Annotated in this window: 23 protein-coding genes and 1 riboswitch; of the genes, 18 read left to right on the top strand and 5 right to left on the bottom strand. The window is 62.6% G+C overall.

Annotated elements, in window-relative coordinates:
* Positions 1 to 30: 30 nt before the first annotated feature.
* The 4 genes from C4J87_RS18145 to purM form a co-directional block, all read right to left on the bottom strand.
* Entirely contained in the window at positions 31 to 219 is a 189-nt protein-coding gene (locus tag C4J87_RS18145) for a hypothetical protein (RefSeq protein ID WP_124367883.1), read from the bottom strand.
* 380 nt (positions 220 to 599) lie between these two features.
* Positions 600 to 1313 (bottom strand): DUF3108 domain-containing protein, encoded by a 714-nt coding sequence (locus tag C4J87_RS18140; RefSeq protein ID WP_124363833.1) that lies wholly within the window; start codon positions 1311 to 1313, stop codon positions 600 to 602.
* 8 nt (positions 1314 to 1321) lie between these two features.
* A complete protein-coding gene (gene purN, locus C4J87_RS18135) occupies positions 1322 to 1972 on the bottom strand; it encodes a phosphoribosylglycinamide formyltransferase (RefSeq protein ID WP_124367882.1) in 651 nt (216 codons plus the stop codon).
* Entirely contained in the window at positions 1972 to 3030 is a 1059-nt protein-coding gene (gene purM, locus C4J87_RS18130; protein ID WP_124363831.1) for a phosphoribosylformylglycinamidine cyclo-ligase, read from the bottom strand. Before purM ends, purN begins: the two co-directional genes overlap by 1 nt.
* A gap of 340 nt (positions 3031 to 3370) precedes the next feature.
* On the opposite strand from purM, the gene C4J87_RS18125 reads away from it, so the two are divergent.
* The 5 genes from C4J87_RS18125 (at position 3371) to C4J87_RS18105 (ending at position 7974) form a co-directional block, all read left to right on the top strand.
* Positions 3371 to 4411: a DUF2066 domain-containing protein gene (locus C4J87_RS18125; protein WP_124367881.1), complete on the top strand. Its 1041-nt coding sequence runs from the start codon at positions 3371 to 3373 to the stop codon at positions 4409 to 4411.
* A 52-nt stretch (positions 4412 to 4463) separates the two neighbouring features.
* Entirely contained in the window at positions 4464 to 5537 is a 1074-nt protein-coding gene (locus tag C4J87_RS18120; protein WP_124367880.1) for an AI-2E family transporter, read from the top strand.
* Between the two features lie 205 nt (positions 5538 to 5742).
* The gene (gene hda, locus C4J87_RS18115) at positions 5743 to 6447 is read left to right on the top strand and encodes a DnaA regulatory inactivator Hda (RefSeq protein WP_124363828.1); all 705 of its coding nucleotides are present in this window, start codon (positions 5743 to 5745) and stop codon (positions 6445 to 6447) included.
* A 213-nt stretch (positions 6448 to 6660) separates the two neighbouring features.
* The gene (locus C4J87_RS18110) at positions 6661 to 7290 is read left to right on the top strand and encodes a C40 family peptidase (RefSeq protein WP_124363827.1); all 630 of its coding nucleotides are present in this window, start codon (positions 6661 to 6663) and stop codon (positions 7288 to 7290) included.
* 144 nt (positions 7291 to 7434) lie between these two features.
* Entirely contained in the window at positions 7435 to 7974 is a 540-nt protein-coding gene (locus C4J87_RS18105) for a C40 family peptidase (RefSeq protein ID WP_124363826.1), read from the top strand.
* Between the two features lie 129 nt (positions 7975 to 8103).
* On the opposite strand, the gene C4J87_RS18100 is transcribed toward C4J87_RS18105, so the two are convergent.
* A complete protein-coding gene (locus C4J87_RS18100; protein ID WP_124367879.1) occupies positions 8104 to 9417 on the bottom strand; it encodes a sorbosone dehydrogenase family protein in 1314 nt (437 codons plus the stop codon).
* Between the two features lie 99 nt (positions 9418 to 9516).
* Positions 9517 to 9776: riboswitch (cobalamin riboswitch) on the top strand.
* Positions 9777 to 9854: 78 nt separating this feature from the next.
* Between C4J87_RS18100 and cobO the strand changes: the two genes are divergently transcribed.
* The 13 genes from cobO (at position 9855) to C4J87_RS18035 (ending at position 21144) form a co-directional block, all read left to right on the top strand.
* The gene (gene cobO / locus C4J87_RS18095) at positions 9855 to 10466 is read left to right on the top strand and encodes a cob(I)yrinic acid a,c-diamide adenosyltransferase (protein ID WP_124367878.1); all 612 of its coding nucleotides are present in this window, start codon (positions 9855 to 9857) and stop codon (positions 10464 to 10466) included.
* A complete protein-coding gene (locus C4J87_RS18090) occupies positions 10463 to 11845 on the top strand; it encodes a cobyrinate a,c-diamide synthase (protein WP_124367877.1) in 1383 nt (460 codons plus the stop codon). The genes cobO and C4J87_RS18090 overlap by 4 nt, the downstream gene beginning before the upstream one ends.
* Positions 11842 to 12492: a 5,6-dimethylbenzimidazole synthase gene (gene bluB / locus C4J87_RS18085; RefSeq protein WP_124367876.1), complete on the top strand. Its 651-nt coding sequence runs from the start codon at positions 11842 to 11844 to the stop codon at positions 12490 to 12492. Before C4J87_RS18090 ends, bluB begins: the two co-directional genes overlap by 4 nt.
* The gene (cbiB, locus tag C4J87_RS18080; RefSeq protein ID WP_124367875.1) at positions 12489 to 13397 is read left to right on the top strand and encodes an adenosylcobinamide-phosphate synthase CbiB; all 909 of its coding nucleotides are present in this window, start codon (positions 12489 to 12491) and stop codon (positions 13395 to 13397) included. Before bluB ends, cbiB begins: the two co-directional genes overlap by 4 nt.
* Positions 13390 to 14379, top strand: a complete 990-nt coding sequence (cobD, locus tag C4J87_RS18075; RefSeq protein WP_124367874.1) for a threonine-phosphate decarboxylase CobD — start codon at positions 13390 to 13392, stop codon at positions 14377 to 14379. The genes cbiB and cobD overlap by 8 nt, the downstream gene beginning before the upstream one ends.
* A complete protein-coding gene (locus C4J87_RS18070) occupies positions 14376 to 15827 on the top strand; it encodes a cobyric acid synthase (RefSeq protein WP_124367873.1) in 1452 nt (483 codons plus the stop codon). Before cobD ends, C4J87_RS18070 begins: the two co-directional genes overlap by 4 nt.
* Positions 15828 to 15855: 28 nt before the next feature.
* Positions 15856 to 16377 carry a bifunctional adenosylcobinamide kinase/adenosylcobinamide-phosphate guanylyltransferase gene (cobU, locus tag C4J87_RS18065; protein ID WP_124367872.1) on the top strand — a complete coding sequence of 174 codons (522 nt, stop codon included), beginning with the start codon at positions 15856 to 15858 and terminating at the stop codon, positions 16375 to 16377.
* Positions 16374 to 17429, top strand: a complete 1056-nt coding sequence (gene cobT, locus C4J87_RS18060) for a nicotinate-nucleotide--dimethylbenzimidazole phosphoribosyltransferase (RefSeq protein ID WP_124367871.1) — start codon at positions 16374 to 16376, stop codon at positions 17427 to 17429. Before cobU ends, cobT begins: the two co-directional genes overlap by 4 nt.
* A complete protein-coding gene (gene cobC / locus C4J87_RS18055) occupies positions 17426 to 18001 on the top strand; it encodes an alpha-ribazole phosphatase family protein (RefSeq protein ID WP_124367870.1) in 576 nt (191 codons plus the stop codon). The genes cobT and cobC overlap by 4 nt, the downstream gene beginning before the upstream one ends.
* Positions 18002 to 18003: 2 nt before the next feature.
* On the top strand, positions 18004 to 18732 hold the full coding sequence (locus C4J87_RS18050) for an adenosylcobinamide-GDP ribazoletransferase (RefSeq protein WP_124367869.1): 729 nt from the start codon (positions 18004 to 18006) through the stop codon (positions 18730 to 18732).
* Between the two features lie 42 nt (positions 18733 to 18774).
* Entirely contained in the window at positions 18775 to 19179 is a 405-nt protein-coding gene (locus tag C4J87_RS18045; protein ID WP_124363814.1) for a MarR family winged helix-turn-helix transcriptional regulator, read from the top strand.
* 54 nt (positions 19180 to 19233) lie between these two features.
* Positions 19234 to 20442 (top strand): MFS transporter, encoded by a 1209-nt coding sequence (locus C4J87_RS18040; protein WP_124367868.1) that lies wholly within the window; start codon positions 19234 to 19236, stop codon positions 20440 to 20442.
* Between the two features lie 150 nt (positions 20443 to 20592).
* Entirely contained in the window at positions 20593 to 21144 is a 552-nt protein-coding gene (locus tag C4J87_RS18035) for a glutathione peroxidase (RefSeq protein ID WP_124367867.1), read from the top strand.
* Positions 21145 to 21159: the final 15 nt, after the last annotated feature.

Genomic DNA, 21159 nt, shown 5'->3' with positions numbered 1-21159 from the left:
GGGCCGGGGCGTCTACGCGATGTCAGGGTTTCAGGAGCCTTCTGCCTGGCGTCTCATTTCAAGCGATTCAAGTTCGTTTTTATAATTGTGGGCATCGCTCTCGTTGTGGAACATGCCGACCAGCAAATCTTGTTGATGTACGTCCCAGATGTGAATCCCGTGGCCTATCGCTTCATGGGACATATGTTCATCGTCGCGTTCAGTTACTTTTACAGTCATCTGCTTGCTCCAATCTCTGGTTGATCTGCGGCAAGTCGTCGCAGGCCTTTGTTATATGGTTTGTTAGCTTGCTAAGTAAACCGATTTTGCGCGCAACAATTTATTGCAGGAAACGCAACATTCCCGCAGGCCGCATAAACCGTGGCATTGGGTCGCAGTGGTGGGGGTTTTATGACAAAAGTTTCATGTTGTGGCAGGGCTTTGGAGGTTGTGTTGCCCCCGCCAATGCCATCGGGAGCAAGCCCCCTCCCACATTTTGAAATGCATTCCAAGTGTGGGAGGGGGCTTGCCCTCGATAGCGGTAGAGCTTTCAACGCAAAAAAATCCGGGCGAAAAAAAGCCCCGCATTCAGCGAGGCTCTTTTTAACTCATCAGGGCAATCAGCTCCCTTTGACAGCCTTACCGTCAACGGTGCCATCCTGCAGCATGATGTTGTATTCCTTGCCATCCGTTTCAACCTGGCGCAAGGCAACCAGAATGCCACCCTGGTCCTTGGCAAACCACATCTGCGTGATGCGCTTGCTCTGGGATGGATCACGCACGCGTTCAACCTTGATCGCGTCGATGGAGCCTACCTTGGTCTGGACCTTTTCCGGGCCCATGACGCGGAAGTCATAGGTATCCACATCCGTACCTTCGGCCACTCGGTAGCTCATGCTTTTCTTGCCGGCAGCCACATCGCGCTGAAGGGCGAGTTGATAGGTGGACTTGTCGAGCATGCCGCTTTCGAGGGTGACGTTGACCGGGTCCTTGTTTTCAAAGCCGGTGATCTTCTTGGTCGCCTGGTCGAAATCCAGGTTGATCTTCTTCGCCTTGCCCAAACCGCCGCGCTCGAAGCTGTAGCTCTTGGGTTGCAGGGTGTCCTTGTCGAACAGGATCACGCTGGTTTCGGTCAGGCTGGCGATCATCATCGAGGCCTTGAAGTTCAAGGTCCAGGTGCCGTCGCCGTTCTTGGTCAGGCTGCGTTCAGCCGAACCACTCATGGGCAGTTGTTTCCAGTCGGCGGTGTAGCTGACGGAGAAGGGGTGAAGGTCCGCCGCTTGCACGGCAGGCAGAGCGAACAGCGCAAAAGCGAAGAGCAGGGCGCGACGCATAAAATCTCCTAGGTTCGAATCAAGTGGCCGCTGGCCGCGAGTAACTGACCATCCAATAATGCACCCTGTTCACCAAGAATCAACCGACCCTCGGCAAACCAGCGAACAGCCAACGGGTAAATCCTGTGTTCCTGGGTATGAACCCGTTGCGCAAGCGTCTGCGCCGAGTCATCCGACTCTACCGGAACCACTGCCTGTACGACCAGAGGCCCGCCATCGAGTTCCTCGGTGACAAAGTGCACGCTGCAGCCATGCTCGCGGTCGCCGGCGTCGAGGGCGCGTTGATGGGTGTGCAGGCCTTTGTACTTGGGCAGCAGGGAAGGGTGGATGTTGAGCAGGCGCCCTTCGTAATGCCGCACGAAATCAGCGCTGAGGATGCGCATGAAGCCGGCAAGTATGACGAGCTTGGGGTTGAAGGCGTCGATCAGTTCGATCAAGGCGCGGTCGAAGGCCTCGCGACCGTCGAACGCCTTGTGATCCAGCGAGCGGGTCTCGATACCCGCGTCCTTGGCGCGTTGCAGGCCGTAGGCATCGCTGCGGTTGGAAATCACCGCAGCGATGCGCACCGGGCTGTCGCCGGTGTGCGTGCTGTCGATCAGGGCCTGCAAATTACTGCCGGTGCCGGAAAGCAGCACCACGACATCACAGGTGACAGGCATCAATGCGCCTTAAGGTTCTTCAGTTCAACCTGGGCCGCGCCTTCGGCAGCGCTGGCGATCTGGCCGATGACCCAAGGCTGCTCGCCGGCTTCGCGCAGTACGTTCAGCGCGGTTTCAACGTGCTCCTGCGCCACACAGATCACCATGCCCACGCCGCAGTTCAGCACGCGGTGCATCTCGGTTTCGTTGACGTTGCCTTTCTCTTGCAGCCAGTCGAAGACCGCAGGGCGCTGCCAGCTGGCCACGTCGACAATCGCCTGGGCGCCTTTGGGCAGCACGCGCGGGATGTTGTCCAGCAGGCCGCCGCCGGTGATGTGGGCCATGGCCTTGACGGCGCCGGTGTCCTTGATCAGCTTGAGCAGTGGCTTGACGTAGATGCGCGTCGGGGCCATCAGCAGGTCGGTCAGTGGCTTGCCGTCGAGCTGGATGTTCTCGATATCGGCGCCGGACACTTCGATGATCTTGCGGATCAGCGAGTAGCCGTTGGAGTGCGGGCCGGACGATGGCAAGGCGAGCAGGGCGTCGCCAGCAGCGACTTTGGAGCCGTCGATGATTTCGGATTTTTCCACCACGCCGACGCAGAAGCCGGCCAGGTCGTAGTCTTCGCCTTCGTACATGCCTGGCATTTCAGCGGTTTCGCCGCCGACCAGGGAGCAACCCGACAGTTCGCAGCCGGCGCCGATGCCGGTGACCACCTGGGTTGCGGTCTCGACATTGAGTTTGCCGGTGGCGTAGTAGTCGAGGAAGAACAACGGCTCGGCGCCGCACACCACCAGGTCGTTGACGCACATGGCAACCAGGTCGATGCCGATGCTGTCGTGCTTGTTCAGGTTCAGTGCCAGGCGCAGCTTGGTGCCTACGCCGTCGGTGCCGGAAACCAGTACAGGCTGCTTGTAGCCGGCCGGGATTTCGCAGAGGGCGCCAAAACCGCCCAGGCCACCCATGACTTCGGGGCGCGCAGTGCGCTTGGCGACGCTCTTGATGCGTTCGACCAATGCTTCACCGGCGTCGATGTCTACACCGGCGTCCTTGTAGCTCAGGGAGGGTTGCTTGCTCATGATCCAGGCCTTTAAGGGGGATTTCTGGGTAACGACCGAGCGGGCAGGCACTTTTGGCGAAGGCCCAGCCGTTGACGGTCTGCGAAGGCGCGCGATTTTATCAGGCTTGAGGGGCAGCGGCCATCCTCGGGCCGACGGGCAGGGCATATGAGTCTAAAAAAAACCGAATCGGCCCGGTAATGCACCGTATTAAGGTATAGCCTTGAATCCGCTATCGTTATGACAGTATGAAAACTTACCGAGACCCGTGAATGTTTTACCGGTCGCTGTGTCACAGCCTTGCCAAACCGAGATCACGCGGTCTGTTCCAGCCGCTAAATTTGTCGTTCGGGAATCTTCCATGCGTCTGTGTAAATTCTTTTTTGTAGGCTGTTTGTCGTTGGTCAGCCTGGCGAGTCATGCCGAAACCCTCAATGGCCTCTATCAAGTCCTCGAACCGGTCAGCAGCCAGTCACCCCAGGAGCGTGACCAGGCCACCCAGCGCGCTGTGCAGACCCTGGTCATCCGCCTGACCGGCGATGCCAAGGCCGCCGAGGGCCCGGGCCTGGCGGCGATCCGCAAGGACCCGCAACAAATCATCAGCCAATACGGCTACGACGCCGGCCCGCCGGAAAGCCTGCAGGTGGATTTCGACCCGGTCAGCACCGATCGCGCCCTGCGTGACGCTGGCCTGGCGATCTGGGGCAGCAATCGGCCCTCGATCCTCGGCTGGTGGCTGAACGACTCTACCGAAGGCAGCAGCCTGGTCGGCGACGGCCAGGCGGTGGCTCAAGCGCTGCGCCGGGCGGCCCAGCACCGAGGCTTGCCGTTGCGCCTGCCGCTGGGTGACCTGGACGAACAGGTGGTCGCCACCGCGCCGAACCTGGAAAGTGCCGACGCCACGCCGCTGCGCGCCGCCTCCGAGCGCTATGGCGCCGATGCGTTATTGGCGGTGCATGCGCGCCAGGAAGGCAACCAGTGGCAGGCCAAATGGCGCCTGTGGCTGGGCGACAAGACCGAGCAGGGCAGCGTCCAGGGCGCTGACACTGGCGCGGTCGCCGACGCCGTGTTGCTCGCTGTCAGCCAGAAGCTCGCGCCGCGTTTTGCGGTCAAGCCGGGGGTCAGCGCCGAACAGTTGCTGGAGGTGCAGGGCATGAACCTGGAGCGCTACGCCGTCCTGGGGCGTTTGCTCGAGCCCTTTGGTGGCCAGCCGCAGCGGGTGGACGGCAATCGTATTGTGTATCGCGTCAATGGCAGCGCCGATCAGTTGCGCACCCAGTTGAGCCTGGCCAAGTTGCAGGAAGTACCGGCGGGTGAAGCCCCCGCTCAGCAACCGCCGGCCGATGGCGCACAACCGGCTGCCGCGCCTGAGCCCCAGGCGCAGTTACGTTTTCGTTGGTAAGTGGCCTGGCTTCTATATAGAAGCGGCAAGCAAATAACAGAGGAAGTGGTTCATGGCGGATACGCGTCGTTGGGTGTGGCTTGGCGGGATTGTCCTGCTGTGCGTTTTTGTGTTCTTGCTGCATTCGATCCTGACGCCGTTTCTGGTGGCGTTGCTGCTCGCCTATCTGTTCGATCCGGTGGTGGATCGCCTGGAGAAGGCCGGCCTGTCGCGCACCTGGGGCGTGATCGCGGTGTTTGCCTTGTTTACCCTGATCATCACCGTTCTGGTGCTGGTGCTGGTGCCGATGTTGGCCAAGCAGCTGTATCGACTATACGAACTGGCGCCGCAGATGCTCGACTGGTTGCAGCACACGGCGATGCCATGGGCCCAGGCCAAGCTTGGGCTGTCGGACGGGTTCTGGAAGTTCGACAAGGTCAAGGCCGCGATCAGTGAACACATGGACAAGACCACCGATATCGTCAGTATGGTGCTCAGCCAGGCCACCGCTTCCAGCCTTGCGCTGATCGGCTGGCTGACCAACCTGGTGCTGATCCCGGTGGTGGCGTTCTACCTGCTGCGGGACTGGGACATCATGATGGCCAAGATCCGCAGCCTGCTGCCGCGTGACCGCGAGGAGCGCATCGTGTCCCTGGCCGGCGAATGCCATGAAGTGTTGGGCGCGTTCGTGCGCGGGCAACTGCTGGTGATGCTGGCGCTGGGCATCATTTACGCCGCCGGCTTGATGGCGATCGGCCTTGAGCTGGGCCTGTTGATCGGCCTGATCGCCGGCCTGGCCGCAATCGTGCCCTACATGGGCTTCGTGATTGGCATCGGCGCGGCGCTGGTGGCGGGGCTGTTCCAGTTTGGCGGCGACCTGTACCCGATGCTGGGCATCGTCGCGGTGTTCATGGTCGGCCAGGCGCTGGAAGGTATGGTATTGACCCCGCTGCTGGTGGGGGACCGCATCGGCCTGCATCCCGTGGCGGTAATCTTTGCGATCCTGGCGGGCGGTGAGCTGTTCGGCTTTACCGGCATCCTGCTGGCGCTGCCGGTGGCTGCGGTGATCATGGTGCTGGTGCGGCATGTTCACGATGTGTACAAGGATTCGGATGTGTACACGGGCGTTGAAGACCCCGATCTGTAATCGCTGTATCACAAACCCGGCGCATCGCCGGGTTTGTTGTTTAATGTGGCGGGTGCGTCAAACAATTCGCGCAAAACCAACAGGTTAACGCAAACCTTTGATTTTGCTTGTGGTCTGCTGCATTGTGCGCCCGGCGCCACGCGTATAAACTTTGCAAACTTTACACAGAGGCCACTCACGGTTCGATGGGAGCCGTTCAGTCAGCATGAAACCGATTCAGCTGCCCCTAGGTGTGCGTCTGCGTGACGACGCTACCTTTATCAACTACTACCCAGGCGCCAATGCCGCTGCACTCGGCTATGTCGAGCGCCTCTGCGAAGCCGACGCCGGGTGGACTGAAAGCCTGATCTATCTGTGGGGCAAGCATGGCGTCGGGCGTACCCACTTGCTGCAGGCCGCGTGTCTGCGTTTCGAGCAGATGGGCGAGCCGGCGGTTTACCTGCCGTTGGCTGAGCTGATGGACCATGGTGTGGGGATCTTCGACAACCTCGAACAATACGAATTGGTATGTCTGGACGATTTGCAGGCCATTGCCGGCAAGGCGGACTGGGAAGAGGCGTTGTTTCATCTGTTCAACCGCTTGCGCGATAGCGGCCGGCGCCTGTTGATCGCCGCGTCCACGTCGCCGCGTGAACTGCCGGTGAAGCTGGCCGACCTCAAGTCGCGGCTGACGCTGGCGTTGATCTTCCAGATGCGGCCCTTGTCCGACGAAGACAAACTCCGTGCCCTGCAACTGCGCGCCTCGCGGCGCGGCCTGCACCTGACCGACGAGGTCGGGCACTTCATCCTTACCCGTGGCACGCGCAGCATGAGCGCGTTGTTCGAGTTGCTCGAACAGCTCGATCAGGCCTCGTTGCAGGCCCAGCGCAAGCTCACCATTCCCTTCCTCAAGGAAACCCTAGGCTGGTAGCCAAGCCTTGTGTTTCCAGGCTTTCGGCAAATTCCAGGCGCCAGAAAACCTGCGTTTTGGCCGGTTTGGCCACGCACAGGGCCTGTATGTGGGATTAACGGCTTAGATGGCGTGGTCCAAACAGGAAGTCACAAAGAGTTCGATTGAATTTGCAAATCGATGTGATAGAAGGCATAGTCTCGGCTTCTTTACACATCAGCCACGGTCGTGCCCATGCTAAATCGCTTCGCACCCCTCGTGCCTCTCGCACTCGTTACCCTGTTGTTTGGTTGCGCCTCCCACCCTCAGCAGGTGGCAGAACAGCCAAAACCACAGGTTCAAAATCAGGCTAAATTCGTTGCTGCACAGTCTGCTTCTGTTTATGAAGAAGAGCTGGCAACCGAAAAAGAGCTGGCCGATTTCTCCGGCAGCAAGCCTTACCAGCTTCCCGTTCTGGCCGACAGCATTCTCGAACGCGGCATGTCCCTGATCGGTACCCGCTACCGTTTCGGCGGCACCTCCGAAGCCGGTTTCGATTGCAGCGGTTTTATCGGTTACCTCTTTCGTGAAGAAGCCGGCATGAATCTGCCGCGCTCCACCCGCGAAATGATCAACGTGAAAGCACCGTTGGTCGCACGCAACAACCTCAAGCCCGGTGATCTGCTTTTCTTTAGTACAGCCGGTCGCGGCCGTGTCAGCCACGCCGGTATCTACTTGGGCGATAACCAGTTTATCCACTCCAGCAGCCGTCGTAGCGGTGGGGTGCGGGTCGATAACCTGGGTGACAGCTACTGGAGCAAAACCTTCATCGAAGCCAAGCGTGCACTCGCCATGGCCCCGTCTACGGTTACCGCCAGTAAGTAAAGTTAAAGTGATACTTGAAGTTTGACGCGTAAGCGCTAGAATCCCTGGACATTGTTGTAATCCGTTCGCGCGAGCTTTGCTTGCGCGTTCTGGTTTTCAGCGTTCGGCAGCGAAAGCCGCATCCAGACCAGGATTGTTCTGCCCATGTCGACCTCGGCCCGCCTCTTTCTTCTCGTTTGCGCCGCACTCCTCAGCGCCTGCGCAAGCCGTCCACCGCCGCCTGCTCCTGTAGCCGTCAAGCCTAAGCCGGTGTTCAACTATTCCACCCAGAATTTCTCCCCTGCCGCCGAAGACGTGCTCTTCCGCGCGCTAGGCCTGGTGGGCACGCCGTATCGCTGGGGCGGCAACACGCCGGACTCGGGCTTTGATTGCAGCGGCCTGATTGGTTTTGTCTACCGCGACGCAGCCGGTATCACCTTGCCGCGCACTACCCGCGAGTTGATCGTGATGCGTGCCCAGGACGTCAGCGAGCAGAACCTGCAAACCGGTGACCTGCTGTTCTTCGCCACCGGTGGTGGTTCGCGGGTGAGCCACGCCGGCATCTACGTGGGTGAGGGCCGTTTTGTGCACGCTCCGCAGACTGGCGGTACGGTGAAGCTGGATACGTTGTCCAAGGCGTATTGGCAGAATGCTTACCTGAGTGCCAAGCGCGTGTTGCCGGCAAACTTGGCGCGTAATCCCTGAATCAAACACCAAACCAAATGTGGGAGGGGGCTTGCTCCCGATAGCAGTGGGTCAGGCGCAGATACTGTGACTGATACTCCTCGGGAGCAAGCCCCCTCCCACATTGGTTTTGTATCTGTTCAGGGGGCTTTATTTGGTCGCCGACACCCGCCACACCCTATTCCCCACATCATCGGCCACCAGCAAATCCCCTTGCTGATCGATCACCACGCCCACCGGCCGGCCCATGGCGTTCTCATCTTTATCGAGGAACCCGGTCAGCACATCCACCGGCTTGCCTTTCGGCTGCCCGCTCTCGAACGGCACGAAGATCACCTTATAGCCACTGTGCGGCTTGCGGTTCCACGAACCATGCTGGCCGATGAACGCACCGTTGCTGAACTGCGCCGGGAGTGTGTTGCCCTGGGCGAATGTCAGCCCCAGCGACGCGGTATGCGGGCCGACCGCATAGTCCGGCGCAATGGCTTTGGCGACCAGCTGCGGGTTCTGCGGGGTGACGCGCGCATCCACATGTTGCCCGTAATAGCTGAACGGCCAGCCATAGAACGCGCCGTCCTTGACCGAGGTGATGTAGTCCGGCACCAGGTCGCTGCCGATTTCATCGCGCTCGTTCACCGCCGTCCACAATTTGCCGCTCTGGGGCTCCCACGCCATGCCATTGGGGTTGCGCAGGCCGGAGGCGAAAATACGATGCTGGCCCGTGGCGCGGTCCACTTCCCAGATTGCCGCCCGGCCTTCTTCGGCTTCCAGGCCATTCTCGCCGACGTTGCTGTTGGAGCCGACGCTGACATACAGCTTGCTGCCATCCTGGCTGGCGACCACGTTTTTGGTCCAGTGATGGTTGAGGCTGCCACCCGGTAAATCGACGACTTTGGTGCCGGCCGCCTTGATCGCGGTCTCCCCAGGTAGATAGGGGAAACGCAGCAACTTATCCGAGTCCGCCACGTACAGGTCGTTGCCGACCAGAGCCATGCCGAAGGGCGAGTTGAGGTTTTCCAGGAACACCGTACGCGTTTCGGCGACGCCGTCGTGATCGGCATCGCGCAGCAGGGTGATGCGATTCGGGCTAGGCACGCCCGCGCCCGCGCGGCCCATGACTTTCTCCATGACCCAGCCGCGCACGCCTTTGGCGTCATCGGGCTTGGGCGGCGCGTTGGTCTCGGCCACCAGGATGTCGCCGTTGGGCAGCACATAGAGCCAGCGCGGATGCTCCAGGCCCTCGGCGAATGCGGCGACCTGGGTGCCGGCCGCGGCCGTCGGCTTGGCGCCGTCGGGCCAACCGACGGCCGGCGCGATGTTCACGGTGGGGATCAGCGTCTTGTTCGGTTCCGGCAACCTGGGCGAGGGCCCGGTGCCATCGGCTACCTGCAGGGTAGAGCTTTCTCCACAGGCGGCGAGGGTGCCGGCGAGCATGATCAGTAGGGCGAGTCTGGTTTTGTGCATGGTGTTCTCCTGAATACCTGTAAGGGTAGAGAAGCACATCACCTTGATGGTTCAAGTACAGGGCCAGCTTTAATTGACGCTCCACCCCCAACCCACTAACCTTCGCGGCTTGTTCCAGGTGCTCTGTGGCGCATGCGTCGACAGAGTGAAACAGGGAAGCCGGTGAGTGAGCGCACTTGTACACAGTGCCGCCGCAATTCCGGCGCTGCCCCCGCAACGGTAAATGAGTCAAGACGGCGCTGTTGGCCACTGTATCGCAGGCGATATGGGAAGGCGCGCCGTTGGCATGTCCTGTCTTTTTTCAAAAGGCAGAGCGCCACTCATGAGCCCGGAGACCGGCCTGAAACATCCAACAGCATCACGGTGGGCGATGCTTGGCTGTCTATTTTTCTTTTTTCCTGCCCGCCGTTTTTGTCCAGCCCCAACGGAGAGCTGCCATGACCGATACCCCCGACCGCGACGAACGCCACCTGGCGCGCATGCTGCGCAAAAAAGCCGTGATCGATGAACGCATCGCCAACTCGCCCAATGAGTGCGGTTTGCTGCTGGTGCTGACCGGCAACGGCAAGGGCAAAAGCAGTTCGGCCTTCGGCATGTTGGCCCGCGCCATGGGGCATGGCATGCAGTGCGCCGTGGTGCAGTTCATCAAGGGGCGCAACAGTACCGGCGAAGAGTTGTTTTTCCGCCGCTTCCCCGAGCAGGTCCGCTTTCACGTGATGGGCGAAGGCTTCACCTGGGAAACCCAGGATCGCCAGCGCGATATCGCCGCCGCCGAAGCGGCCTGGGCGGTATCCCGGGCGATGCTCAATGACCCTTCCATCGGCCTGGTCGTGCTCGACGAACTGAACATTGCCCTCAAGCACGGCTACCTTGACCTCGACCAGGTGCTCAGCGACCTGCAGGCGCGCCCGCCGATGCAGCACGTGGTGGTCACCGGCCGTGGCGCCAAGCCTGAGCTGATCGAAATGGGCGATACCGTCACCGAAATGGGCATGCTCAAGCACGCGTTCCAGGCCGGTATCAAGGCACAGAAAGGCGTCGAACTTTGAATCAGCCCCGTCATTGCCCGGCCGTCTTGATCGCCGCACCGGCGTCCGGCCAGGGCAAAACCACCGTCACCGCCGCGTTGGCGCGTTTGCACCGCAACCTGGGGCGCAAGGTACGCGTATTCAAATGCGGGCCGGACTTCCTTGACCCGATGATTCACGAACGCGCGAGTGGCGCGCCGGTGTATCAATTGGATATGTGGATGGTGGGCGAGCAGGAAAGTCGTCGTTTGTTGTGGGAAGCAGCCGGGGAGGCCGACCTGATCCTGATTGAAGGCGTGATGGGCCTGTTCGATGGCACCCCGTCCAGCGCCGACCTGGCACGGCATTTCGGCGTGCCGGTGCTGGCGGTGATCGACGGCACGGCCATGGCGCAGACCTTTGGCGCCCTCGCGTTGGGCCTGGCGCGCTACCAGCCGGACCTGCCATTCGCCGGCGTACTCGCCAACCGCGTCGGCACGCTGCGCCATGCGCAGTTGCTGGAAGGCAGCCTCACCGAGGGATTGCGCTGGTACGGCGCGCTGTCACGTGAAACCGGTATCGAATTGCCCAGCCGTCACCTGGGCTTGGTGCAAGCCAGCGAACTCAATGACCTCGACCTGCGCCTCGACGCCGCCGCCCAAGTGTTGGGCAGCAGTTGCGAAGTCGCCGTGCCGCCACCGGTGACATTTGCCGCGCCGCAGGTGATCACCGCCGAGCCGTTGCTCGCCGGGGTACGCATTGCGGTGGCCCGTGACGAAGCCTTCGCGTTTACCTACGGTGCCAGCCTCGACCTATTGCGCGCGATGGGCGCCGAGTTGCGTTTCTTTTCACCGATCCATGACGGCGCATTGCCTGAAGCCGACAGCCTCTATCTACCGGGCGGTTACCCGGAACTGCATCACCGGGCCCTGTCGCAAAACACACCGATGCTCGCTGCCATCCGCGCTCATCATGCAGCCGGCAAGCCCTTGCTCGCCGAATGCGGCGGCATGCTGTACCTGCTGGACTCGCTCACCGATGTCGACGGCAACCGCGCCGAACTGCTCGGCCTGTTGCAGGGCGACGCAGTGATGCAAAAGAAATTGGCGGCGCTGGCGCTGCAAAGCGTCGAACTGCCCGAAGGCACCTTGCGCGGGCACACCTATCATCATTCCCTGACCAGCACCGCATGCGAGCCGATCGCCCGTGGCATGAGCCCCAATGGTGGGCGCGGGGCTGAAGCGGTGTATCGGCAGCGGCGGATGACCGCGTCCTATGTGCACTTTTACTTTCCGTCGAACCCGGCGGCGGTGGCGGCACTTTTTGTGCCAGGCCCTGAAGCCGCTATCGGGAGCAAGCCCCCTCCCACAGGGGAATGCATTCCAAAGGTGGGAGGGGGCTTGCCCCCGATGACGCCATGACCGACAACGCCTTCCCCGAAGCCGACCGTCAAGCCGTCTACCGCGCCATCGCCGAACGCCGCGACATGCGCCACTTCAGCGGTGGCAGCGTCGCGCCTGAGTTATTGCAGCGCCTGCTCCAGGCTGCCCACCAGGCACCCAGCGTCGGCCTGATGCAACCGTGGCGCTTTATCCGTATCAGCGACCGTCAATTAAGAGGGCGCATTCAGCAACTGGTCGAAGAAGAGCGCCTGCGCACCGCCGAGGCGTTGGGCGAGCGCTCCGATGAGTTCATGAAGCTCAAGGTCGAAGGCATCCACGACTGCGCCGAAGTGCTGGTGGCAGCGCTGATGGACGATCGCGAGCGGCACATCTTCGGCCGTCGCACCTTGCCGGAAATGGACATGGCGTCGTTGTCCTGCGCCATCCAGAACCTGTGGCTGGCGGCCCGCGTCGAGGGGTTGGGCATGGGCTGGGTGTCGCTGTTCGAACCCCAGGCCCTGGCCGACTTGCTGGGTTTGCCGGCGGGCGCCAAACCCCTGGCGGTGCTGTGCCTGGGGCCGGTCGCCGAGTTCTATCCGGCACCGATGTTGCAGCTTGAAGGCTGGGCCGAGCCGCGGCCATTGAGTGACATGCTGTACGAAAACCTGTGGGGAGTGAGTCAATGAGTGTGGCCTTGCTGTGTGTTGCCGCCGTGGCGCTGGATGCGCTGCTGGGCGAGCCCAGGCGCTGGCATCCGCTGGTGGCGTTCGGCAATTTTGCCGGGCGCATTGAGCAGCGTTTCAATTCAGGCGGTCGTGGCTGGCGCAGCCATGGCGTAACCGCGTGGTTTATCGCGGTGGTACCGCTGACCCTGCTGGCCACCGCATTGTCCTGGGCGCCGTACATCGGTTGGGTGCTGGAAATCCTGGCGTTGTACTGCGCCCTGGGCATGCGCAGCCTGGGGGAGCATGTGATTCCGGTCGCCCAGGCCCTGCGCAGTGATGACCTGGAAGAAGCGCGTCAACGTGTGAGTTATCTGGTCAGTCGCCAGACCAGCGAGCTGGATCGCACCGAAGTCGCTCGCGCGGCCACCGAGTCGGTGCTGGAAAACGGCAGCGACGCCGTGTTCGCCGCGCTGTTCTGGTTTGTGGTCGCCGGCGTGCCGGGCGTGGTGCTCTATCGCCTGAGCAATACCCTCGACGCCATGTGGGGCTATCGCAACGAACGCTTCGAACGCTTTGGCTGGGCGGCGGCGAAGATCGACGATGGGCTCAACTATATTCCTGCACGCCTAGTGGCCTTGACCTACGCGTTGCTGGGCAAGACCCGCCTGGCGCTCAAATGCTGGCGCACCCAGGGGCCGACCTGGGACAGCCCCAACGCCGGCCCGGTGATGGCCGCTGGCGCCGGTGCGCTGGGCGTCGAACTGGGGGGCGCGGCGATTTATCACGGCGAGGTGCACCAGCGCCCGCCATTGGGCGAAGGCCCGCCGGCCGACGCTGACGCCATCGACCGAGGCTGGCAATTGGTGCAGCGCGGCGTCTGGTTGTGGCTGCTGGTCCTGTGCGCGGGGGCGCAATTTTATGCTTGAACACGGTGGTCGGCTGCGTAAGGCGGCAATTGAATACGGCATCGCGGAGGCGGATTGGCTCGATTTGTCCAGTGGCCTGGCGCCCTGGCCATGGCCGATTCCCGAGATTCCCTTGCGCGCCTGGGCACGGCTACCGGAAGCCGATGACGGCCTGGAAAAAGCCGCCAGCGACTACTATGGCGCGGCTCACGTGCTCCCGGTGCCGGGCTCCCAGGCCGCGATCCAGTTGCTGCCGCGCCTGCGCCGTTCCGGCAAGGTCGGCGTACTGTCGCCGTGCTACGCCGAACACGCCGAAGCCTGGCGTCGTGCCGGTTATGTGGTGCGCGAAGTGCAGGAGCAGGAAGTCGATTTCTTTCTCGACGGCCTCGACGTGCTGGTGGTAGTCAACCCCAATAACCCCACCGGCTTGAGCCTGGCCCCGGAGCGCCTGCTCGACTGGCATACGCGGCTGGCCCAGCGCGGCGGCTGGCTGGTGGTGGACGAAGCCTTCATGGACGTGACCCCGCACTTGAGCCTGGCCAGCCACACCCAACAGGTCGGCTTGATCGTGCTGCGCTCATTCGGCAAGTTCTTCGGCCTGGCCGGCGTGCGCCTGGGCTTTGTGCTGGCCGAGCGCAAGTTGCTCAAATTGCTCGCCGAACAGGTCGGGCCCTGGGCGGTCAGCGGGCCGACACGGATACTCGGCCAGGCATGCCTGCGCGACAACGCCGGGCATGCCCGCCAGCGCACGCGTTGCATCGAGGCCGGCCAGCGCTTGTCCGAGCTGCTTGAGCGCCAGGGTTTTCAACCCCAGGGTGGCTGCGCCTTGTTCCAGTGGTTGATCACACCGCACGCCGAACGCTTGCACGAATTCATGGCCCAGCGCGGCATTCTGTTGCGCCTGTTCGTTCACGACAGCAGCGTGCGTTTCGGCCTGCCCGACAGCGAGGCCGATTGGCAGCGTCTCGAGACGGCACTGGCCGCCTACAAGGAAGCGACATGACTACGTTGATGGTGCAGGGCACCACCTCCGACGCCGGCAAGAGCACGCTGGTGACAGCGCTGTGTCGCTGGCTGGTGCGCCAGGGGGTTGCAGTGGCGCCGTTCAAGCCACAGAACATGGCGCTCAACAGCGCAGTGACCGCCGAAGGCGGCGAGATCGGCCGCGCCCAGGCCGTACAGGCGCAGGCCGCCAACTTGGCGCCCCACACCGACATGAACCCGGTGCTGCTCAAGCCCAACAGCGACACCGGCTCCCAAGTGATTATCCATGGCCGCGCCGTGACCAGCATGAACGCGGTTGCCTACCACGACTACAAAGCTATCGCGATGCAGGCGGTGCTGGCCTCCCACACACGGTTGAGCCAAGCCTATCCGGTGGTGATGGTCGAAGGCGCGGGCTCGCCGGCCGAGATCAACCTGCGCGCCAATGACATCGCCAATATGGGCTTCGCCGAAGCCGTGGATTGCCCGGTGCTGTTGATCGCCGATATCAATCGCGGCGGGGTCTTCGCCCATCTGGTCGGTACGCTGGAATTGTTGTCCCCCAGCGAACAGGCGCGGGTTCGGGGTTTTATCATCAACCGGTTTCGCGGGGATATCGCGCTGCTGCAACCGGGGCTGGACTGGTTGGAGGCGCGTACCGGTAAGCCGGTGGTGGGCGTGTTGCCCTACGTGATGGACCTGCACCTCGAGGCCGAAGATGGCATCGACCAGCGCCAGACCGACAAGGCCGCCCAGGTGCTCAACGTGGTGGTGCCGGTGCTGCCACGCATCAGCAACCACACGGATTTCGACCCGCTGCGCCTGCATCCCCAGGTGAACCTGCAATTCGTCGGGCCGGGTCAGCCGATCCCGGCTGCCGATCTGATCATCCTGCCGGGGTCGAAAAGTGTGCGCAGTGATTTGGCGTACTTGCGTGCCCATGGCTGGGATACCGCCGTGGCGCGGCATTTGCGCTATGGCGGCAAGGTGCTGGGGATTTGTGGTGGCCTGCAGATGCTCGGCGAGCAGGTGCATGACCCGCTCGGCCTGGAAGGGCCCGTCGGCTCCAGCGATGGCCTGGGGCTGCTGGCGTTCAGCACGACGCTTGAGCAGGAAAAGCAATTGCGCAATGTGCGCGGGCGTTTGTTGCTGGAGGATGCCGAGGTCAGCGGGTATGAGATTCATGCGGGGGTGACGTCCGGCCCGGCGCTGGCGAATGCCGCCGTGCGGCTCGACGACGGGCGCAGTGATGGCGCGCAGAGTGCCGACGGGCAGATCCTCGGTACTTATCTGCACGGCCTGTTCGAGACACCGGCGGCGTGCAGCGCACTGCTGAGCTGGGCGGGGTTGCAAGACGTGCAGGCAGTCGACTATCACGCCCTGCGTGAGCGGGATATCGAGCGCTTGGCGGATTTGGTGGAAAACCATCTGGACACTGAATTGTTGCGTCGATTGTGCGGAATCTGACGTCGGCTGACTGGAAAAGGATTGGCTCATGCATCAATTGATTCTCGGCGGCGCCCGTTCGGGCAAAAGCCGTCTCGCTGAAACACTCGCCGGCGCCAGCGGTTTACCGGTGATGTATATCGCCACCAGCCAGCCGTTGGACGGTGAGATGAACCAGCGCGTTGCCCTGCACCGTGCGCGTCGCCCCGACCACTGGGGCCTGATCGAAGAGCCCATCGAGCTGGCGCGGGTGTTGCGCGACAACGCCGCTGCCGAGCGTTGCCTGCTGGTGGACTGCCTGACCCTGTGGCTGACTAATCTGCTGATGTTGGAAGACCCTGAGCGCCTTGCTTCGGAGCGCGACCAGTTGCTCGAAACCCTGGCTGCACTGCCGGGGCAGATCATTTTTGTCAGCAACGAGACCGGACTGGGTGTCGTGCCGCTGGGCGAATTGACTCGCCGTTATGTGGATGAAGCCGGTTGGCTGCATCAAGCCTTGGCCGAGCGGTGTCAGCGCGTAGTGCTGACGGTTGCCGGCCTGCCCCTGACTTTGAAAGGTACTGCGTTATGACGGATTTCTGGTGGCTCAACCCCTGCAAGGCCATCGACGCCGCTGCGCAAGCACAGGCGTTGGCGCGTCAGCAGCAGTTGACCAAACCCGCCGGTTCGCTCGGCCAACTGGAAGCGCTGGCGGTGCAGTTGGCCGGGTTGCAGAGCCGGGTCAAACCGTCGGTGGAGCAGCTGTGGATTGCGATTTTTGCCGGCGACCATGGCGTGGTCGCCGAAGGTGTGTCGGCGTTTCCCCAGGCCGTGACCGCGCAGATGCTGCACAATTTTGTCAGCGGTGGCGCGGCCATCAGCGTATTGGCTCGCCAGCTGGATGCGCAGTTGGAAGTGGTCGACCTCGGCACGGTCACGCCCTCCCTGGATCTACCCGGCGTGCGCCACCTGAATATCGGCGCGGGCACGGCCAACTTTGTCCACGGCCCGGCGATGACCCAGGTGCAGGGGCGCCAGGCCTTGCAGGGCGGCCGAGACAGCGCACGTCGCGCTCTGGAGCACGGCGCACAGCTGTTTATCGGTGGTGAAATGGGCATTGGCAACACCACCGCCGCCAGCGCGTTGGCGTGTGCGCTGCTCGATTGCCCGGTGAGTGACCTGACCGGTCCGGGCACGGGGCTGAATGCCCAAGGCGTCAGCCACAAGGTGGCAGTCATCGAGCGCGCCGTGAGCTTGCACGCGGCCCAGCGTGGCGACGCGTTGCAGACGCTGTTCAACCTGGGGGGCTTTGAAATTGCCGCGCTGGTCGGTGCCTACCTGGCCTGCGCCCAGGCAGGCATCGTGGTGCTGGTGGACGGGTTTATCTGCAGCGTCGCCGCGCTGGTGGCCACGCGCTTGAATCCGGCCTGCCGCGACTGGCTGGTGTTCGGCCATCGTGGCGCCGAACCGGGCCATCGTCACGTGCTGCACAGTCTCGACGCACAGCCGCTGCTGGACCTGGGCCTGCGCCTGGGCGAAGGCAGCGGTGCGGCGCTGGCGGTGCCGTTGCTGCGCCTGGCCTGTGCGTTGCACGGCCAGATGGCGACGTTCGCCGAAGCCGCCGTGGCGGATCGCCCTGCATGACCTTGCACCTGGACCTGCTGCGCCACGGTGAAACCGAGCTGGGCGGCGGCCTGCGCGGCAGCCTGGATGATGCCTTGACGGCCAGGGGCTGGGAGCAGATGCGCGCGGCTGTGCTGGGGCAGGGGCCGTGGGACCGGCTGATCAGTTCGCCGTTGCAACGCTGTGCGCGCTTTGCTGAGGAATTGGGCGAACGTCTCAACCTTCCAGTCAGCCTGGAAGAAGACCTGCAAGAGCTGCACTTCGGCGCCTGGGAAGGGCAGAGCGCGGCGGCGTTGATGGAAACCGACGCCGAGGGCTTGGGCTTGTTCTGGGCGGATCCCTACCGCTTCACGCCGCCAGAAGGCGAGCCGGTGGAGGCGTTTTCCGAACGGGTGCTGGGCGCCGTCTTACGTCTACAGCAGACCTATACCGGTGAGCGCGTGCTGTTAATTAGCCACGGCGGCGTCATGCGGCTGTTATTGGCGCGCGCGCGCGGCCTGCCGCGTGAGCACTTGCTGAATGTCGAAGTCGGTCACGGCGGGCTGTTCAGCCTGCAAGTGGCCACCGATGGCACGTTGAAGGAAGGGGCCTGAACATGCTGCCATTCTGGATCGCCCTGCAGTTCCTGAGCAGTCTGCCGATTCGCCTGCCAGGCATGCCGCAACCTCAGGAGTTGGGGCGTTCGCTGCTGTTTTACCCCGTGGTGGGTTTGCTGTTCGGCTTACTGCTGTGGGGTCTGAACAGCCTGTTGACGGGCGCGCCATTGTTGCTGCACGCCGCGCTGCTATTGACCGCCTGGGTGCTGCTCAGCGGCGGCCTGCACCTTGACGGCCTGGCGGACAGTGCCGACGCCTGGCTGGGCGGCTTCGGTGATCGCGAACGCACCCTCAGCATCATGAAGGACCCGCGCAGCGGGCCGATTGCGGTGGTCACCCTGGGCCTGGTGTTGCTGCTCAAATTCACCGCGCTGGTGGCCTTGATCGAGCAGCATAACGGCACCGCGCTGATTCTCGCGCCGTTGATCGGCCGGGCTTCGATGCTGGCGCTGTTTCTCACCACGCGCTATGTGCGTGCGGGGGGATTGGGCCAGGCGCTGTCGGATCATTTACCGAGGATTGTCGGCCAGCAGGTGCTGATCCTCAGTGGACTGGCCTGCATCCTGATCGGTGGTTTCAGCGGTGGGATAGCAGTACTGCTCGCGGCGGGCTGTTTTATCGGCTTGCGCCATTTGATGGTCAAGCGCCTCGGTGGCACGACCGGCGATACCGCCGGCGCGCTGCTGGAGTTGCTCGAAACGGCAGTGTTGATCGGGCTGGCGCTGTAACACTTCCTTGCATTTGCTTAACTCCGGGTATATACACGCTCTATGCTTGCTTCCCAATGCTTGTGCACCAACCTGCGACGCGCCGCCCGTGGCGTCAGCCGGTATTACGACGGCGCCCTCGACGGCTTCGGGATCAACGTTGCCCAGTATTCCTTGCTGAGCAACCTGCAACGCCTCGATCAGCCGAGCATTTCCAGCCTGGCAGAAGCCATGGGCCTGGACCGCAGCACCTTGGGGCGCAATCTGCGCGTACTGGAAGGTGACGGCCTGGTCCGGTTGGTCGAAGGCGATGACCTGCGCAACCGCCTGGTGCAGTTGACCGAGGCCGGTCAGCAGCGGTTGGCTGCGGCCTTGCCGGCATGGGAAGCGGCGCAACAGAAATTGATCGATCAACTGGGCGCCGAAAAGCGCGAAACGTTGTTGGCCTTGCTGGATGAACTCGCCTGAACGGCGGTTTGTTCGACTATAAGCGGGTATATACCCGCGAGCGGAGAATAAGAAATGACCTCAATGTGGCGCACCAGTGGCTGGGTTCTTGTGGGGAGTGCGCTGATCCTGGCGTTGTCGTTGGGCGTGCGGCACGGCTTTGGCCTGTTCCTGGCGCCGATGAGCAGCGAATTTGGCTGGGGGCGCGAGACGTTCGCCTTTGCCATCGCCTTGCAGAACCTGATCTGGGGCCTGGCGCAGCCGTTCACCGGGGCCCTGGCTGACCGTTTCGGCGCGACCAAGGCGGTGTTCGTCGGTGGCGTGTTGTACGCCGTGGGCCTGGTGCTGATGGGCATGTCGGACTCGGCGTGGTCCTTGTCCCTGAGCGCAGGGTTGCTGATCGGCATTGGCCTGTCCGGCACGTCGTTTTCAGTGATCCTCGGTGTGGTCGGCCGCGCCGTACCAGCGGAAAAACGCAGCATGGCCATGGGCATCGCCAGCGCCGCGGGCTCCTTTGGCCAGTTCGCCATGGTGCCGGGCACCCTCGGCTTGATCGGGTGGCTGGGCTGGTCTGCGGCGCTGCTGGCGTTGGGCTTGATGGTCGCGTTGATCCTGCCGCTGGTGGCCATGCTCAAGGACCGGCCACTGCCGACCACGGTCGGCCAGCAAACCCTGCGCGAAGCGTTGAAGGAGGCGTGCTCCCATTCCGGGTTCTGGCTGCTGTCCTTCGGCTTTTTCGTCTGCGGTTTCCAGGTGGTGTTTATCGGAGTGCATCTGCCGGCGTATCTGGTGGACCAGCATCTGCCGGCTACGGCTGGCACCACGGTGCTGGCGTTGATCGGGCTGTTCAATGTATTCGGCACCTACACGGCCGGCTGGCTGGGTGGGCGCATGTCCAAGCCGCGTTTGCTCACCGGCTTGTACCTGTTGCGCGCGGTGGTGATCGTGCTGTTCCTGTGGGCGCCGGTCACCGAAGTCACGGCTTACCTGTTTGGCATGGCAATGGGGTTCCTGTGGCTGTCTACCGTGCCGCTGACCAACGGCACTGTTGCGACCTTGTTCGGTGTACGCAACCTCTCGATGTTGGGTGGGATCGTGTTCCTGTTCCATCAACTCGGTTCGTTCCTCGGTGGCTGGTTGGGCGGGGTGGTCTATGATCGAACCGGTAACTACGATTTGATCTGGCAAGTGGCGATTCTGCTCAGCCTGCTCGCGGCGGCCCTGAACTGGCCGGTGCGTGAACGGCCAGTGGCGCGCGTGCAGGCGCAAATGGAGGCGGCATGAGTGCAGCACTGCGGTGCACGGCCCTGGTGGCAGGGCTGATGTTGTTGCTGTTGGCCTGGTGGGGCTGGCAGCACGGCGGCCTGGCGTTGATGCAGTTGGGCATGGCGATCTGTTAAGTTCTATGTCTGAACCCATGCGAGGACTTTTCACATGTTGATGCGCTGGCTCGCTGTACCCGTCCTGATGGCTGCTGGCAGCGTGGCCCTGGCCGCCAGTTGCCCGCCGTTGCTCGAGGGCCAATTGCCCAAGCTGCGGGCCAAGGAATCCATTGACCTGTGCCAGCGTTTCGCGGGTAAGCCCCTGGTCATCGTCAACACGGCGAGCTTCTGCGGCTTCGCCCCGCAATTCAAAGGCCTCGAAGCGTTGTACCAGCGCTATAAGGGCCAGGGCCTGGAGGTGATTGGCGTGCCGTCCGACGACTTCAAGCAGGAAGCCAAGACCGGCGAAGAAACCGCCAAGGTCTGCTACGTGAACTACGGCGTGACCTTCACCATGACCGAACCGCAGAAGGTCAAGGGACCGGACGCGGTCAATTTGTTCAAGGTGCTGGCGCAACAGACCGACGCGCCGCCCAAGTGGAATTTCTACAAGTACGTGGTGGATCGCCAGGGCAAAGTCATCGCCAATTTTTCCAGCCTGACCAAACCCGACAGTCCGGAGTTGATCGAAGCAGTGGAAAAGGCGTTGGCGTCCAAACCCTGATCGCCGCCCATTGAA

It is taken from the genome of Pseudomonas sp. R1-43-08, from assembly GCF_003852255.1.
Classification (GTDB): Bacteria; Pseudomonadota; Gammaproteobacteria; order Pseudomonadales; family Pseudomonadaceae; genus Aquipseudomonas.
Note: the sequence above shows the minus strand (reverse complement) of the source record. Positions and strands in the feature narration are given on the sequence as shown.

Bases quoted from the DNA above. Each gene is read 5' to 3' on its own strand.
- C4J87_RS18045 (WP_124363814.1), top strand. From the start codon at position 18,775: ATGCTTGCTTCCCAATGCTTGTGCACCAACCTGCGACGCGCCGCCCGT.
- C4J87_RS18035 (WP_124367867.1), top strand. From the start codon at position 20,593: ATGTTGATGCGCTGGCTCGCTGTACCCGTCCTGATGGCTGCTGGCAGC.
- C4J87_RS18070 (WP_124367873.1), top strand. From the start codon at position 14,376: ATGACTACGTTGATGGTGCAGGGCACCACCTCCGACGCCGGCAAGAGC.
- C4J87_RS18040 (WP_124367868.1), top strand. From the start codon at position 19,234: ATGACCTCAATGTGGCGCACCAGTGGCTGGGTTCTTGTGGGGAGTGCG.
- C4J87_RS18110 (WP_124363827.1), top strand. From the start codon at position 6,661: ATGCTAAATCGCTTCGCACCCCTCGTGCCTCTCGCACTCGTTACCCTG.
- C4J87_RS18100 (WP_124367879.1), bottom strand. From the start codon at position 9,417: ATGCACAAAACCAGACTCGCCCTACTGATCATGCTCGCCGGCACCCTC.
- C4J87_RS18140 (WP_124363833.1), bottom strand. From the start codon at position 1,313: ATGCGTCGCGCCCTGCTCTTCGCTTTTGCGCTGTTCGCTCTGCCTGCC.
- purM (WP_124363831.1), bottom strand. From the start codon at position 3,030: ATGAGCAAGCAACCCTCCCTGAGCTACAAGGACGCCGGTGTAGACATC.
- cobC (WP_124367870.1), top strand. From the start codon at position 17,426: ATGACCTTGCACCTGGACCTGCTGCGCCACGGTGAAACCGAGCTGGGC.
- cobT (WP_124367871.1), top strand. From the start codon at position 16,374: ATGACGGATTTCTGGTGGCTCAACCCCTGCAAGGCCATCGACGCCGCT.
- cobO (WP_124367878.1), top strand. From the start codon at position 9,855: ATGACCGATACCCCCGACCGCGACGAACGCCACCTGGCGCGCATGCTG.
- C4J87_RS18120 (WP_124367880.1), top strand. From the start codon at position 4,464: ATGGCGGATACGCGTCGTTGGGTGTGGCTTGGCGGGATTGTCCTGCTG.
- cobU (WP_124367872.1), top strand. From the start codon at position 15,856: ATGCATCAATTGATTCTCGGCGGCGCCCGTTCGGGCAAAAGCCGTCTC.
- bluB (WP_124367876.1), top strand. From the start codon at position 11,842: ATGACCGACAACGCCTTCCCCGAAGCCGACCGTCAAGCCGTCTACCGC.
- C4J87_RS18050 (WP_124367869.1), top strand. From the start codon at position 18,004: ATGCTGCCATTCTGGATCGCCCTGCAGTTCCTGAGCAGTCTGCCGATT.
- C4J87_RS18125 (WP_124367881.1), top strand. From the start codon at position 3,371: ATGCGTCTGTGTAAATTCTTTTTTGTAGGCTGTTTGTCGTTGGTCAGC.
- cobD (WP_124367874.1), top strand. From the start codon at position 13,390: ATGCTTGAACACGGTGGTCGGCTGCGTAAGGCGGCAATTGAATACGGC.
- cbiB (WP_124367875.1), top strand. From the start codon at position 12,489: ATGAGTGTGGCCTTGCTGTGTGTTGCCGCCGTGGCGCTGGATGCGCTG.
- purN (WP_124367882.1), bottom strand. From the start codon at position 1,972: ATGCCTGTCACCTGTGATGTCGTGGTGCTGCTTTCCGGCACCGGCAGT.
- C4J87_RS18105 (WP_124363826.1), top strand. From the start codon at position 7,435: ATGTCGACCTCGGCCCGCCTCTTTCTTCTCGTTTGCGCCGCACTCCTC.
- C4J87_RS18145 (WP_124367883.1), bottom strand. From the start codon at position 219: ATGACTGTAAAAGTAACTGAACGCGACGATGAACATATGTCCCATGAA.
- hda (WP_124363828.1), top strand. From the start codon at position 5,743: ATGAAACCGATTCAGCTGCCCCTAGGTGTGCGTCTGCGTGACGACGCT.